Raw genomic sequence first — 15,324 nt, 5'->3', positions numbered from 1 at the left:
GGGATGGGGCATGGGGGAATCTTTTATTGCCACAGAGGCACAGAGTAAAAGCGGGAAAGCCGTAACGCCATGGGTACGGGCAGGCGTTACTTGGTGCGCCGCAGGCGACAGGAGTTCAGATTATTTCAGCTGGCCGCTGGAAATGACACTGCCAGAAGAGGCAGGAGGGACGCCATTCTTCGCGGTGCAGTGGTGAAGAATGGCGCCAATATTAGCTCTCCAGCCAGCAGGTTTTCGCTCTCTGTGTTCTCTGTGCCCTCTGTGGCAAAGGTTCTTACAGGAAGCGTTCGAGAAACTTGCGGCTGGGCTTGTCCAGGGCCTGGCGGTTGCGGATCAGGTACTGCACGCCGTGGCTGTCGGAAATGAGCAGGGCCTGCTGGTTGAGGCGGCGGATGTCGTCCTCGCCCTTGAGCACCAGGCGGGCGTTGCCCCGGTCCGTTTCCACGTCCCAGGTACTGGGGGTGGCGAAACTGGAGACGTGCACGATGCGGGAGATGACCGGCATGAACTCCCGGTTGGCCAGTTCTTCGACCACCAGTTGCCGCGGGCCTTCCGGCAGGTCGGCCAGGCGCTCGATCCACAGCAGCTCCTTGCCGTGGGCGTTGACCAGGGCCAGGCCCTCGTCCGGGGCGGTGATGCCGAAGGCGCGCACCGGCACCACGCCTTCGTGGACGTCGCCCTCGGCACCGGTAAACACCAGCTGGCCGAAGGGATTGCGAATCAGGGTGAAATTGCAGGGCGTCATGGCGTTCATTCCTCGCTCTCACGCTCGGCCAGCTGCTCGTCGAGCTGCTTGGTCTGGGCGGTGTACAGGCGGTAGTAGGCGCCTTCCTTGGCGATCAGTTCGTCGTGCTGGCCTTCTTCCACCACCACGCCGCGATCCATGACCACCAGCCGGTCGGCCTTGCGCAGGGTGGACAGACGGTGGGCGATGGCGATGGTGGTGCGGCCCTTGATCAGGTTGTCCAGGGCGCCCTGGATTTCCAGTTCGGTTTCCGTATCCACGGCGGAGGTGGCTTCGTCCAGGATCAGGATCTTGGGGTCGATGAGCAGGGCCCGGGCGATGGAGATGCGCTGGCGCTCGCCGCCGGAGAGGGCCTGGCCCCGTTCGCCCACCAGGGAGTCGTAGCCGTGGGGCAGGCGCAGGATGAACTCGTGGGCATGGGCGGCCCGGGCGGCGGCGACGATTTCCTCCCGACTGGCATCCGGCTTGCCGTAGGCGATGTTCTCGGCAATGGTGCCGAAGAAGAGGAAGGGCTCCTGCAGCACCAGGCCGATGTGCTTGCGGTATTCGGACACGGGAATGTTGCGCACGTCCACACCGTCGATGCAGATGGCCCCTTCGCCCACGTCGTAGAAGCGGCAGATGAGGTTCACCAGGGTGCTCTTGCCGGAGCCGGAGTGGCCCACCAGGCCGATCATCTCGCCCGGGTTGATCTTCAGGTCCACGCCCCGCAGCACGGTGCGGTTGCCGTAGCGGAAGCCCACCCGCTCCACGGTGATGCCGCCTTCCACCTTGGTCAGGTGCTGGGGCTTGACCGGTTCCGGTACGCTGGAAACGTGGTCCAGGATGTCGAAGATGCGCTTGGCGCCGGAAGCTGCCTTCTGGGTGTGGGAGACGATGCGGCTCATGGAATCGAGGCGGGTGTAGAAGCGCCCGATGTAGGCCAGGAAGGCGGCCAGGGTGCCCACGGTCACCTGGTTCTTGGTCACCAGCCAGATACCCAGGCCCCAGACGATGAGCAGGCCCACTTCCGTGAGCAGGGTGATGGTGGGGGAGAAGAGGGACCACAGCCGGTTCACCCGGTCATTGGCCTCCAGGTTGCGCTGATTGGCGTCCTTGAAACGGCTGGTTTCCCGCTTTTCCTGGGCGAAGGCCTTGACCACCCGGATGCCCGGGATGGTGTCGGCCAGCACGCTGGTGACGCCGGACCAGACCCGGTCGATCTGCTCGAAGCCGTGGCGCAGCTTGTCCCGCACCACGTGGATGAGCCAGACGATGAAGGGCAGGGGAATGAGGGTCACCGCCGCCAGCCAGGGATTGATGGAGACCAGGATCACCGCCGTCATGGTGATCATCAGCACGTCGGTGAAGAAGTCCAGCAGGTAGAGGGAGAGGAAGACGCAGATGCGGTCCGACTCGCTGCCGATGCGGGCCATCAGGTCGCCGGTGCGCTTGCCGCCGAAGTATTCCAGGGACAGCTTGAGCAGGTGCTCGTAGGTCTGGCTGCGCAGGTCGGCGCCAAGGCGCTCCGACACCAGGGCCAGGATGTAGGTCTTGGCCCAGCCCAGGCCCCAGGCCAGCAGGGCCGAACCCAGCAGGCCGCCCAGATAGAAGTAGACCTTGCCGGTGTCCAGGGGCTGGCCGTTCTGGTAGGGGATCAGCACCTCGTCCATGAGGGGCATGGTCATGTAGGGCGCCACCAGGGTGGCGGCGGTGGAGATCAGGGTCAGGATGAAGCCGGCCAGCAGCTGGCCCCGGTAGGGCCGGGCGAAGCGCCACAGGCGGAACAGGGTCCAGGTGGAGGGCGGGGTGTACAGCTCCTTGGCGCAGCTCGGGCAGTCGTCCTGGCCCGGCACCAGGGGGGCGCCGCAGCGGGCGCAGATGGCGGCGGGCGGGGCTTCCACGGGCTGGCCGCTGACGGCGGCATCCCGCTGCTGCTCGAAGTGGTCCAGCACCTGGCGGGCGTTGGTGTCCTTGCCCAGGGTGTGGCGCCAGCGGGCAAGCTGTCGCTGCTCGTCCACCAACTCCAGGCTGGCCACGCCGGCATGATCCCGACGCTGCAGGTGGAGGCCGGCCCGGTAGGGAAAAGCCTGCCAGGCAGGCTCTTCGCCGCTGCGGGCGATGAGCTGGCGGTCAGTGACCAGGACCAGGCCCCGGGCAAAGCGCAGGGTCTTGTCCAGGTCCAGTTCCAAGTGGGCCAGGATGGTTTCGTCCGGCCCCAGGAGGGCGGACAACTCCGTCAGCCAGGCACCGGGAAGCTCTTCCAGAGTGGTGGTGAGGGATGCGGATTGGGAGGACAGCTTGGAAATTTCCCGTAAGGGTTCTACGTTTTGTGAAATAATTTTTGCACCCGCCGGTGAACCAAAAGAAAAGTTGCGCGTTGATTTTACCTTACAAAGGAGAGTCCCCCGGAAAAACGGGCCAGGTTGATCCCTTCTTGGGCTACATCGGAAATTGCGCGGAAGCTAAGCTAAACGCAGTTTTCCCCAAGGAGTTGACCTGAGCCTGCAGGTTCCCCGGTTCCGGCACAAGGTATGAGCCACAAGACAATCAAATTTCTGAGCATTACCCATCTCAAGGGTCCCAACGTCTGGACCTACACCCCCGTCCTCGAAGCCCTGATCGACATCGGCGATCTGGAGGACTGTCCGTCCAACACCATCCCCGGTTTCTACGAGCGCCTCTCATCCTGGCTGCCCGGCCTGGTGGAACACCGCTGCAGCTATGACGAGCGCGGCGGCTTCCTGCGCCGGGTGGAAGAGGGGACCTGGCCCGGCCACATCATGGAGCACGTCTCCCTGGAGCTGCAGGCCCTGGCCGGCATGCCCGGCGGCTTCGGCCGCGCCCGGGAAGTGCCGATCCGCGGTGTCTACAAGGTGGTGGTGACGGCCTGGCACGAGATGGTCACCCGCTACGCCCTGGAAGCGGCCCGGGACCTGGTCATGGCCGGGATCGAGGACAAGCCTTTCGACGTGGCGGCGGCGGTGAGCCACCTGCGGGAGCTGGTGGACGACTACTGCCTCGGCCCCTCCACCGGCTGCATCGTGGAAGCCGCCGAGAGCCGGCATCTGCCTTTCATCCGCCTGTCCACCGGCAACCTGGTGCAGCTGGGTTACGGTTCCCGCCAGCGCCGCATCTGGACGGCCGAGACGGACCGCACCAGCGCCATTGCCGAAAGCATCTCCCGGGACAAGGACCTGACCAAGAGCCTGCTGGCCTCCTGTGGCGTGCCGGTCCCCGAGGGCGTCACCGTCAAGTCACCGGAAGATGCCTGGGAAGCGGCCGAGGACATCGGCCTGCCGGTGGTGGTCAAGCCCAGCGACGGCAACCACGGCCGCGGCGTGTTCACCAACCTGACCACCCGGGAAGAGATCGAGACCGCCTTCAGCGTGGCCCAGGACGAAGGCAGCGAAGTCATCGTCGAACGTTTCATTCCCGGCAACGAACATCGCCTGCTGGTGGTGGGCGGCCGCATGGTGGCCGCCTCCCGGGGCGAGACTGCCCAGGTGGTGGGGGACGGCAAATCCACCGTGCTGGAACTGATCGAGCTGCAACTGAATTCCGATCCCCGCCGCGGCAACAGCGAAGATCATCCGCTCAACCGGGTCCGCCTGGATTCCGCCGCCCGCCTGGAGGTCCGGCGTCAGGGCTTCGAGCCCGACGGCGTGCCGCCTGAAGGCAGGGTGGTGGTGATCCAGCGCAACGGTAACGTCTCCATCGACTGTACTGCCGAAGTGCATCCGGATACGGCCGAGACCGTGGCCCTGGCGGCCCGCATCGTCGGTCTGGACATCGCCGGGGTGGACCTGGTGGTGGAGGACGTGTCCAAACCCCTGGCCGACCAGGGCGGCGCCATCGTCGAGGTCAATGCCGGTCCCGGCCTGCTGATGCACATCAAGCCCGCTGCCGGCGAGCCCCAGCCTGTGGGCAAGGCCATCGTCGAACACCTGTTCCCCAACGGCGACAGCGGCCGCATCCCCGTGGTGGGCATCAGCGGCGGCAAGGGCAAGACCACCGTGGCCCGCGTCGTCACCCGCCTGCTCGAATTGTCCGGCCACTACACCGGCCTGGCCTGCAGCACCGGTTTGTACCTGGATCGCCGCCTGGTGGAAGCCGGGGACCGGGCCCAGTGGGATACGGCCCGTCGCGTCCTCATGAACCGTTCGGTGCAGGCTGCCGTGATCGAGAACAGCGCCACTTCCATCGTCACCGAAGGCCTGGCCTACGACCGTTGCCAGGTGGGGGTGCTGACCAATTTCGAGCCCATCGAGGACCTCAGCAAGTACTACATGGACTCCCCGGAGAAGCGCTTCACCACCCTGCGTACCCAGGTGGACGTGGTGCTGCCCACCGGCGTCGCCGTGCTCAATGCCCGGGAACCCCAGCTGGTGGAGATGGCCGAGCTGTGCGACGGCGAGGTGATCTATTTCGCCGCCGATCCGAGCCTGCCGGTACTGGCCGAGCACCGCTCCAAGGGCGGTCGTGCCGTGCTGCTGCGGGAAGGTGCCGTGGTCCTGGCCAAGGGCTGGGAGGAAACCAAGCTGCTGGACCTGGCCCAGGTGCCCATGGCTGCCGGCGGCGAAGCCTTCCAGGCCGAGAACGTGCTGGCCGCCGTGGCCACGGCCCGGGCCCTGGACATTGCCCCCGAGGTGATCCGCGCCGGCCTGGAAACCTTCGTGCTGGACGCCGCACCCGCCATTTGATGATTGCCGACTGACGAGACGCCTGTCCCGGGCTTTCCCGGGCAGGCCCGACTAAACGGTCACAACAGGATTTTTTATGGAAGTCTCCCGCATCCGAGCCCTGCGCGGCCCCAACCTGTGGAGCCGCCACACCTCCATCGAAGCCATCGTTACCTGTAGCGAGGCCGAGCGCTTTTCCCCCGCCTCTTCCGCCCTGCTGGAAAGTTTCCTCGACCGGCTGCTGGAGCGCTTCCCGGAAATCGGCCTGGTCATGCCGGCCGGTGCCGCCGCCCTGCCGTCCGTGGCCCACGCCCTGCAATTTGCGGCCCTGGGCCTGCAGGCTTCCGCCGGCTGCCCGGTGACCTTCAGCCGCACTTCCGAAACCCTGGACCCCGGGGTTTACCAGGTGGTGGTGGAATACACCGAGGAGCCCGTCGGGCGCCTGGCCTTCGACCTGGCCGTGTCCTTGTGCCAGGCGGCCCTGGAGAACACGCCCTTCGACCTGGACAATGTGCTGGCCCGCCTGCGGGAACTGGACGAGGACGTGCGCCTCGGTCCTTCCACCGGTTCCATCGTCGATGCGGCCATTGCCCGCAACATCCCCTTCCGCCGTCTGACCGAGGGCAGCCTGGTGCAGTTCGGCTGGGGCAGCAAGCAGCGCCGCATCCAGGCGGCCGAAATGGATTGCACCAGCGCCATTGCCGAATCCATCGCCCAGGACAAGGAGCTGACCAAGGAACTTCTGCGCGCCGCCGGCGTGCCGGTGCCCTGGGGCCGGACCGTGGCCGATGCCGACGATGCCTGGGCGGCCGCCCAGGAAATCGGTCTGCCGGTAGTGGTCAAACCCCGGGACGGTAACCAGGGCAAGGGCGTGGCGGTCAACCTGAAGAGCGAGGCGGAAGTCCGCCAGGCCTTCGATGTGGCTTCCGAATTCCGCGATGATGTGATGGTGGAACGCTACCTGCCCGGCCAGGACTTCCGCGTCCTGGTGGTGGGCAAGCAGCTGGTGGCGGCCGCCCGCCGCGATCCGCCCCAGGTCATCGGCGACGGCGTGCATACCATCCGCCAGCTGGTGGACCAGGTGAATGCGGACCCGCGCCGGGGCGAGGGTCATGCCACCTCCCTGACCAAGATCCGCTTCGACGAAATCGCCCTGGCCACCCTGGCCCGGCAGAACTACAACGCCGACTCGGTGCCGCCCCGTGGCGCCCGGGTGCCACTGCGCAACAACGCCAACCTTTCCACCGGCGGCTCGGCCACCGACGTTACCGACGACGTCCATCCCGAACTGGCGGCCAAGGCCGTGGCCGCGGCCCAGATGGTGGGCCTGGACATCTGCGGTGTGGACGTGGTGTGCGAGACCGTGCAGCGCCCCCTGGAAGAGCAGGGCGGCGGCATCGTCGAGGTCAATGCGGCCCCCGGCCTGCGCATGCACCTGCAGCCTTCCTTCGGCAAGGGCCGGGCGGTGGGCGAGGCGGTCATCTCCACCATGTATCCGGACGGCGACGACGGTCGCATCCCGGTGGTGGCCGTGGCCGGCACCAACGGCAAGACCACCACGGTGCGCCTGATTTCCCACCTGTTCACCTGCAATGGCCAGCGCACCGGCATGACCGGCACCGACGGCGTCTATATCCAGGGCAAGCGCATCGACACCGGCGACTGCTCCGGTCCGAAGAGCGCCCGCAACGTCCTGCTGCACCCGGACGTGGATGCGGCCGTGCTGGAAACCGCCCGGGGCGGCGTGTTGCGCGAGGGTCTGGGGTTCGACCGCTGCAACGTGGCCGTGGTCACCAATATCGGCATGGGCGACCACCTGGGCCTGGCCTACATCAATACCGTGGAAGACCTGGCGGTGGTGAAGCGGGTCATCGTCGAGAACGTGGCCAACAACGGCACCGCCGTGCTCAATGCCACCGACCCCATCGTCGCCCGCATGGCCGAGTCCTGCCCGGGCAGCGTCACCTTCTTCGCCGCCGATCCGCACCATCCGGTGATGGCCACCCAGTTCGCCCAGGGCCGTCGCGGCCTCTATGTGGAAGGCGGCGACATCGTGGCCGCCGAAGGTTCCACCGTGGTCCATCGCATCCCCCTCTCCGGCGTGCCCCTGACCCGCAACGGCAGCATCGGCTTCCAGGTGGAAAACGTCATGGCGGCCACCGGTGCCGCCTGGGCCATCGGCATCTCCTGGGAGGTGATCCGCCAGGGCCTGGCCACCTTCGTCAGCGACGCCTCCACCGCTCCCGGCCGTTTCAACCTGTTCGACTACAAGGGTGCCACCCTGATCGCCGACTACGGCCACAATCCGGATGCCATCCAGGCCCTGACCAACGCCATCGCCACCATGACGGCCAAGCGCCGTTCCGTGGTCATCAGCGGTGCCGGCGACCGCCGCGACGAGGATATCCGCCAGCAGACCCGCATCCTCGGCGGTGCCTTCGACGAGGTCATCCTGTACCAGGATGCCTGCCAACGCGGCCGCGCCGACGGTGAAGTGCTGGGCCTGTTGCGGGAAGGCCTGCAGGGCGCCAGCCGCACCCGGAACGTGGAGGAGGTGCGGGGCGAGTTCCTGGCCATCGACACGGCCCTGGCCCGGCTGAGCCCGGGCGACCTGTGCCTGATCCTGGTGGATCAGGTGGATGAAGCCCTGGAGCATATTGCCAAGCGCGTCAAAGAGGCTTGATTTTGCTACAATTCCGGGGTTTGCCTGACGGCGGGCCCCGGACGTTGTCCCCGGGCCGTTCTCTCAACCGCAATTTACAACCTGGAATCCGTGTCACCATCGCCCGCGGCGATGGCGACCCCCTGCTCAAGCTGCCATGTCCTCCGGACCATCCCGCCTGGTATTCATCGACGTCCTCAAGGCGTTTGCTTCCCAACTGATCGTTCTGCACCACCTGGCCTTCTACGGCCCCATGTCCGACGCCGCCCAGGAGCTGGTTCCCGGCCTCATCGGCTGGCTCAGTGAATATGCCCGCATCGCCGTCCAGGTGTTCCTGGTGGTGGGCGGCTTTCTCGCCATTCGCGCCCTGGCGCCCCAGGGCCAACTGCTGACGCGGCAGCCGGTCAATATGCTGGTGCGGCGTTACCTGCGTCTGGTGCCGCCGTTCCTGGCCGCCATGGCCATCGCCGTCGTCTGTGCCCATGTGGCCCGCCTGTGGATGGATCACGACTCCATCCCGGACAAGCCCATGGCCCTGCAGGTGCTGGCCCACGCCTTCCTGCTGCACAACATCCTGGATTTCGATGCCCTCTCCGCCGGGGTCTGGTATATCGCCATCGATTTCCAGCTCTTCGCCCTGCTGGTCGGCCTGCTCTGGCTGGGGCGCTGGGGCCGGGAACGCATTCCCGCCATGGCCGGCGGTCGCAGCCGCGGCGTGCACAGCCTGGGCATGATCCTGGTGTTTTCCCTGGTGCTGGCTTCCCTGTTCCATTTCAACCGAGATGCCAGCTGGGATGTCTGGGCCGTCTATTTCTTCGGCGCCTACGGCATGGGCGTCATGGCCTACTGGGCTTCCGAGCGGGGGCAGTCCCCCGTCTGGCTGGCCATCATCGCCTCGGTGGCCCTGGTGGCCCTGTTCCTGGATTTCCGCCTGCGCATCGCCGTGGCCCTGTGCGCTGCCCTGGCCCTGGGCCTGGCCCGGCGCAGCGGCTGGATGGAACGCTGGCCCCTGGGTTTGCCGGGCCAGACTGCCATCACCTTCCTCTCCCGGGTTTCCTATTCCGTTTTCCTGGTGCATTTCCCGGTCTGCCTGCTGGTCAATGGCGCTTTTGACCGCTTCGTCCCGGCGGAGCCTGCCCTGCAACTGACGGGCATGGTCCTGGCCTGGCTGGGCAGCATCGTGGCGGGCACGGCCTTCCATTTTTATGTGGAAAGCCGCCAGTGGAACCTCTCCGGAATGCTGCAAACCCTGTGGCGGCGCACCGCCAAGGCCTGATTCCGGGCCTGGCAATTAAAGTGAAACTTTAAGTCAACCGATTAAATCTCTCCTGCGTTATTGGCCTCATGGGGCAAGAAATTGTCCCGGTCATTCAAAGGAGAGTATCAAATGGGCAGTCTGAGCAACGAATCCTTCGAAGAATTCCTGGATTCCCTGAAACGGGCCGGAATCACCATCACCCGCGAAGATGAACTGCGCGAGCGCCTGGCCGAAGCCCAAAGCTGGCGTTACGCTTTCATGACCCTGGCCAACAATGGCCGTTCCATCGGTATCCGCTTTGAAGATCAGGGCGCCAGCCAGAATCTGGATGTGGTGCGCAATGCCTTCAGCGCCTACCAGTTTCCCGAGCAGTACGAAGCCGCGTTCGAAGCCAGCCTGCGCCCCCGCCACTAAGCTGGCCGCCCAGGTAACGGGCCACCAAAGATTCCCAAAAATACCCGTCCTTGAGGCGGGTATTTTTTTGTCGGCCATCCCGACAGGAATGGCTAGGGCGAAATCTGAATTCGGGCTTTGACCTGCTTGAGGCCGCTGATCAGGGAAAAACTCATCAGGGCCAGCATGGTCCAGGATGACCATTTGCCCAGATGCACGGTGGCCCAGGCACCCAACTGGTTGGGATAGCGCCAGACGCCGAGAAAGGTGCCCATGTTCTCTGCCAGCCAGATGAAAAAGCCCACCAGGATGAAGCCGAGCAGGAAAGGCATGGACCGCTCCCGGTCCAGGGGGGTGAAAACGATGCTGCTGCGGGCGTAAAGCCCCAGAGCGAGGGCGGCCAGATACCAGCGGTAGTCGCCGATGAAGTGGTGGGTAAACAGGTTGAGATAGAGCAGCAGGGCCAGGCCGCCGCTCATCCAGTAAGGCGGGTGGCGTTCGATGCGCAGATGGAGGATACGCCACGCCTGCATGACATAGCTGCCGACAGCTGCGTACATGAAGCCGGAGAACAGTGGTACGCCCAGCACCTTGGTCAAGGCGGGGTCCGGGTAGCTCCAGGAGGCGATGGGAGCGGATACTTTGAAGACCTCTAGGGCGAATCCTGCCAGGTGGAAGAGCAGGATGGTCCGGGCTTCATCCCAGGTTTCAATGCGCCGCCACAGCAGCCATGCCTGCAAGGCCAGGGCGATCAGCAGGAGCAGGTCGTAGCGGGCGATGCCCAGCCAGCCCCCCCGCGGCACGACGAAGAGGGCGAGAAAGAACAGTCCGGCGAAGATGCAGGCCCGGGCTTCCTTGATGCCGAACCACCAGAATTCCGCCACAAAACGCCGCCAGCCGCTCAGGGCGGGGCGTTCCTGCCGGTTTTCCAGGTGCAGGTCGAGGCGGCGCAAGGTGGCGTAAAGGGGCATGACGGCGGTCACCGGATGCGCCATTATGTCGTTCGTGCACTAGGTATTTAATCTAGGTATCGGTCTAATAGGCCGATGCCTAGACTACCATCCTCCCTGAAATGGCTGATTGACCGGCGCGCCCGAGTAGCCGGTGAAATAGAAAAGATTGAATCTCTGCTATCGAAATGCCAACGGCTCGCAGATGAAATCTTGCCTCTGAAAGAACTACTGGCGTCGATCGACCAGACACTGAGCCTTCATGAGGTGTCTGTAGATATCTCGTTGATCCCGACGATAAAAAGTCATGATCTTCGACTAAAGCTACCTCACGGCGAACTGACGCGCGGCATTCTCCTCTGCCTAAAGCTCGGTGAAGGAACACCGACGAATATTGACGCGATTACGGCATTCCTAGTCGCCAGATACACGACACTCGACGCACCTCTCACTTCACCTGCTGAACTGCGAACTTCTGTTCGGTATCCTGATCGTGCCAAAACCGCCCCCGGCCAAAACCGGCCACTCAGCTAGTTGGCCAAAAGCAGCCAAAGTGAAAGCCGGGCGACCTTCTTCAAGGTGGCCCGGCTCTCGTCCCGCCCCATTCCCTATTGAAGCTGAGCGCTTTTCGCCTGCAGCATACTGCCGCTGCAGGCTAGCTGACCGTGTCAGCAGGCGGTTAGCTCACCAGATGATTTCCTGCAAAGCATCGCAGTAGCAAAGGGCTAATCTGCAAGGCTGGGGCGAACCCGAGGAAACCCGACGATCATTCATGATCTTTTGCGATCGACCTTGGCGTGGCCGTAACGCCTTGGTGGGTTGGTAGCAGGAGACTACCAAGCGGCGGTATGTTCTTCAATCCCTTCTACAGGATAGCCATGCTCCAGCAACGCCTTCCTGGCCAACATCTGGAGCATCAGGTTTTCGGTTTGAGTGATTTCATCGGCATCCGTATCTTGTTTCCACATGTCGTCGATGTAGGCCAACAGGGCCGTGGCACCGAACCGGCCGACAACACTACTTGCAAAAATATTGGTCTCCGGGAACTGCATCAGGCATTCATCTTTAATGAGACGGAGTTGGCTGACCAAACAGAACTCTCCCTTACCCATCGAGTGCACTACCAACCGTCTCGTGGGCAGGATTTTTCGGACTTTTGTTGCGCAGCGGCATGAAGAGAGAGGATTCGATACTAAAGAGTGGCATTTCGTACAGAACTCTTTATTTCGATATGGAAACGAGAGGATCGCCTCCCCTTCAACCTTGATCATGTGAACGCGATATTCGCCCTGATCATTTTTTTTCAGCGAGTGGTAAATCTTGAAGGCTCGCCTACGTAGTCTGGGACCGTATTCCTCCAGCAATTTCTGCAACTGACTTTCCTTTGCCAGTGCGGAACCGTTCTTCCAACTACTAACTACCGATTGCTGGGTCCTGCAGGCATCGGCAATCTCCTTTTGCGTCCAGCCGTCGCGTATTGCCATATTGATCAGCTGCTTGGTGTAGCGATATTTTTTCTTTTCGTCCATTGGTCCATGCTCGAAGGCGGGTTGCCCCGCCTACCAGTGCCGCCAAGGCAATTACTTTTTCTTAACTGCCGGCTGCTTCTGTTGTTGTTGCTGAATCAGCTTCCCTCGATTTCCCTGAGCCTGATCGTAAGTTTTATTGGTGCCCGGGGTGCCTTTGTTCTTGTTCACAATATCTGCTTGATGGTTCGACATTTCAAACTCCTACGAGTTGATTAAGGAGTTCTCATTGTGCCGACGCCAACAATTTATGCCATTGATATTATGATGATAGTTTAATGATAATCCTAGATATCACAAAAAATCGTAGCTAACTCAATCAGAAGGTGCGGGGGAACAACCATGAAGGTGAGCATGCTGATGGAAGGACTCGCAAGAAGAACTCTTTTGCAACTGGCTCGAGATTACACTCGATTTAATGCAGCGGTAGCTTGCGAACTTTTCAACTGATTGGAGAGTGGCAACTACTCCGGGAGCAGTCCAAGGATGGGGTTGGGGTCACCCGTGCGATGCAGCGAGCACCGGTCATGATGCCGGCTCCGGCCCCTGTCTTTTCCTGTAGCTGGAGCAAGAACGCGATTTGATTATGCATACTTGCAACAGGAATAGGATAACCTGTCACGTAGATTGAGCGACACATGCTCATTGGAGAGTTAGTTATGACGCCTTCAGAAAAATCGCTTTCACAGATTCTGCAAATTGAAGGAAATCAGGAGCACTACTTCATTCCGAAGTACCAGCGACCGTATAAATGGGGTAGAGACAACTGGGACGATTTGATCCGCGATATTGGCGAAGATGCAGATCACTTCATGGGGTCCATCATATGCGTCCCACGTACAAATGACACTGCCGCTCCGGGAGAGGAAAAGTACTTTGAGCTTATCGATGGTCAGCAGCGACTGACGACGATCAGTCTATTGTTGTGTGCTATATACCAGAAGCTGGAGGACTCCAGACCAACCGACGAAGATAGTGAGACCGTGCACAGCGACTTTCTGCTGTTGCGTAACGGTATTGCCAAGAAGCTGGTAAAGGAAAAGCCAATTAAGCAACTCTCGCCGAACGATGAACCGGCAGAGAAATCCACAAAGGCCGCGTTCTTTCCACGGCTCAGTCCATCGACACAGTCGCAGAATCTCGCAGACTACCTATACGTGTTGGTTCAATGCGGGTTACTTAAGTCCAGCCCATATCCCAACAACTGGGGCAACCGCCGCGTCGCGAAGTGTTTCTCACATTTTAGAGACCATCTTCCGTCGGATATGGACGAACTACGTTCGTTGGTGGAGCAGGTCAATAACCTTCGATTCATTCATATTTCTGTCCCGACCCAATCGGACGCCTACCGGCTCTTTGAAGCGCTGAACAACCGTGGTCAACCGCTGTCGGCCCTTGACATCATTAAGAATGGGCTACTAGCGAGAATTGAGAAGCAAACGCACGGTGCTATTGACGACGCGTTTGAACAATGGAAAGAAATGACGGACTTGCTGACCGATGATGAAGCGGTTCAGGAGCGCTATTTACGTCATTTCTATCATGCGTTCCGGCACAAGCCGGAAATCAACGTCAAAGGTATTCCGCGTGCAACACGTTCCACAATAATTCGAATATATGAATCGTTGGCGAAATCCGACCCTGTGAAGCTGCTCACTGCGCTTGTCGACGGTGCAAAGCTATATCAGATGCTCGTCAATCCTGAAGAGGCGAAGCTGTCAGCAAAGCGGCGGAAAATCCTCATCGACTTGGACCGCATTGGTGCCGCCCCAGCTTATCAAGGTCTCTTGTACTTTTTGTCGGCGGAGAAGGATAGGCAGGTGGAGAACGAAGTCACGGTGGACGAAATTGCTGGTTACTTGGCACGCTACTTCGTACGCAGGAACGTAACTGATCAGCCTGGCACCAATCGACTGGACGCCATTTTTTCTGGACTGATAGAGGCGTGCCAAAATGTTATCAGCAAAGGGAAGAAGATCACCGCATCATTTGTGATTGCGCATCTTACCAATAACAAAACTGACAAACCATCGGATGATGAGGCTTTTAGGGAATATCTCGAAGACAACCTCTGGAGATACAACGATGGGATGGCGCGCTACGTACTCTGCAAACTAGATGAGTCATATTCATCGCGCGAATATGCGCCTAATCTCTGGAAAAGGGACGAACGTGGCAGGTTCGTCTGGACGGTAGAGCATGTGCTTCCTCAAACAGGGAACCTGCGCAAGGAATGGGTCGATATGCTGACCGGTGGAGATTTGATCAAAGCAAACGAGATACAAGAGTCATGGGGTGATTGTTTGGGAAATCTGACACTGTCGGGATATAACTCCAAACTGTCGGATAAGCCATTCACAACGAAGCAGACAAGCCATGAGATGACGATTGCAGGAGACACCATCAATATTGGCTATAAAAACGGGCTGGCTCTAAACACCCTCTCGTTTAGAGTTCCAGGCATGAGAGGTAAGGGCAAGGAGGTTGCGCTGTCATCAAGCAAAACGTGGACTGCAACCGAAATTGAGGCAAGGAACGTGGCGATTACCGAAAAATTATTGAAGATATTTAAGCTGTAAGACTTGAGTCGCCCCGTCTAGACATTCCGAATGTCTAGAGATTCGCTTCTGGACGATCCGAGCGGCCGTTAGCAGGCCTACTGCGGACCGCTAAGGAAAGTATTCGCAAGGTCGGCTGTGGCCGAACAGTACTCAGTCAATCTTCGTATTGGGCGACCACTTCGTCCCGCTCCCATCTGCCTTGATACACCACCTCAACTTGGCACGAGGTGAGCAAGCTTTATTCTCTGGCGGTAGCGATCGGAATGAATGGAGGGGTTACGATCGGAATAGGTGGCGGTTTTGGGACTGGAATCATTGGCGCCTTTCATCGTAATACGCAGACTGGGCAACCCGGGCCGCCCATTCGGTAGCTTTCCCGGCCGTTCGTGAGTTGGTGCTGACACTCACCTCTCGCCAGCCGTGGGGGCAATTCAATATCGGCTTTTCCAGCCTGAGTGCCACAAAATCCAAAGAACCCGCAAAGCAGAAGGCCACACAACCAAGGCCGCCGCGTCATCCACTGCTGATAAACCCGCTGCTAAGGCCAAGCGCAATATCACCCCAACCC

The 15,324-nt window shown here is 61.1% G+C and carries 11 protein-coding genes; 6 read left to right on the top strand and 5 right to left on the bottom strand.

Features of this window, described 5'->3' with window-relative positions:
* Positions 1–196, top strand: a 196-nt coding sequence (locus AC1RTA_RS15385; RefSeq protein ID WP_492785228.1) for a hypothetical protein, incomplete at its 5' end; no start/stop codon positions are given.
* A 78-nt stretch (positions 197–274) separates the two neighbouring features.
* Here the strand turns inward: AC1RTA_RS15385 and AC1RTA_RS15380 are convergent.
* Positions 275–745 (bottom strand): cyanophycin metabolism-associated DUF1854 family protein, encoded by a 471-nt coding sequence (locus AC1RTA_RS15380; protein WP_014237781.1) that lies wholly within the window; start codon positions 743–745, stop codon positions 275–277.
* Between the two features lie 5 nt (positions 746–750).
* Positions 751–3,024, bottom strand: coding sequence for a cyanophycin metabolism-associated ABC transporter (locus AC1RTA_RS15375; RefSeq protein WP_130458585.1), 2,274 nt, complete (start codon positions 3,022–3,024; stop codon positions 751–753).
* Positions 3,025–3,258: 234 nt separating this feature from the next.
* On the opposite strand from AC1RTA_RS15375, the gene AC1RTA_RS15370 reads away from it, so the two are divergent.
* The 4 genes from AC1RTA_RS15370 (at position 3,259) to AC1RTA_RS15355 (ending at position 9,740) form a co-directional block, all read left to right on the top strand.
* The gene (locus tag AC1RTA_RS15370; protein ID WP_492785227.1) at positions 3,259–5,427 is read left to right on the top strand and encodes a cyanophycin synthetase; all 2,169 of its coding nucleotides are present in this window, start codon (positions 3,259–3,261) and stop codon (positions 5,425–5,427) included.
* Between the two features lie 76 nt (positions 5,428–5,503).
* Complete coding sequence (gene cphA / locus AC1RTA_RS15365; protein ID WP_014237778.1) at positions 5,504–8,089, top strand: cyanophycin synthetase; 2,586 nt, start codon at positions 5,504–5,506, stop codon at positions 8,087–8,089.
* 136 nt (positions 8,090–8,225) lie between these two features.
* On the top strand, positions 8,226–9,344 hold the full coding sequence (locus tag AC1RTA_RS15360; protein ID WP_492785226.1) for an acyltransferase family protein: 1,119 nt from the start codon (positions 8,226–8,228) through the stop codon (positions 9,342–9,344).
* A 111-nt stretch (positions 9,345–9,455) separates the two neighbouring features.
* Positions 9,456–9,740: a hypothetical protein gene (locus AC1RTA_RS15355; RefSeq protein ID WP_014237776.1), complete on the top strand. Its 285-nt coding sequence runs from the start codon at positions 9,456–9,458 to the stop codon at positions 9,738–9,740.
* 92 nt (positions 9,741–9,832) lie between these two features.
* On the opposite strand, the gene AC1RTA_RS15350 is transcribed toward AC1RTA_RS15355, so the two are convergent.
* The 3 genes from AC1RTA_RS15350 to AC1RTA_RS15340 all read right to left on the bottom strand — a co-directional run bounded on the left by AC1RTA_RS15350 (position 9,833) and on the right by AC1RTA_RS15340 (position 12,390).
* Positions 9,833–10,714, bottom strand: a complete 882-nt coding sequence (locus tag AC1RTA_RS15350; RefSeq protein ID WP_492785225.1) for a DUF817 domain-containing protein — start codon at positions 10,712–10,714, stop codon at positions 9,833–9,835.
* 788 nt (positions 10,715–11,502) lie between these two features.
* The gene (locus AC1RTA_RS15345) at positions 11,503–12,198 is read right to left on the bottom strand and encodes a helix-turn-helix domain-containing protein (protein ID WP_492785224.1); all 696 of its coding nucleotides are present in this window, start codon (positions 12,196–12,198) and stop codon (positions 11,503–11,505) included.
* Positions 12,199–12,249: 51 nt separating this feature from the next.
* The gene (locus AC1RTA_RS15340; protein ID WP_492785223.1) at positions 12,250–12,390 is read right to left on the bottom strand and encodes a hypothetical protein; all 141 of its coding nucleotides are present in this window, start codon (positions 12,388–12,390) and stop codon (positions 12,250–12,252) included.
* Positions 12,391–12,854: 464 nt separating this feature from the next.
* Here AC1RTA_RS15340 and AC1RTA_RS15335 point away from each other — a divergent pair, with 464 nt between their 5' ends.
* A complete protein-coding gene (locus tag AC1RTA_RS15335) occupies positions 12,855–14,774 on the top strand; it encodes a DUF262 domain-containing protein (protein ID WP_492785222.1) in 1,920 nt (639 codons plus the stop codon).
* Positions 14,775–15,324: the final 550 nt, after the last annotated feature.

The sequence above is a fragment of the Azospira sp. MPR-E4 genome (assembly GCF_058809645.1).
The sequence above is the reverse complement of the archived record's forward strand: the minus strand, read 5'-3'. Positions and strand labels throughout refer to the sequence as shown.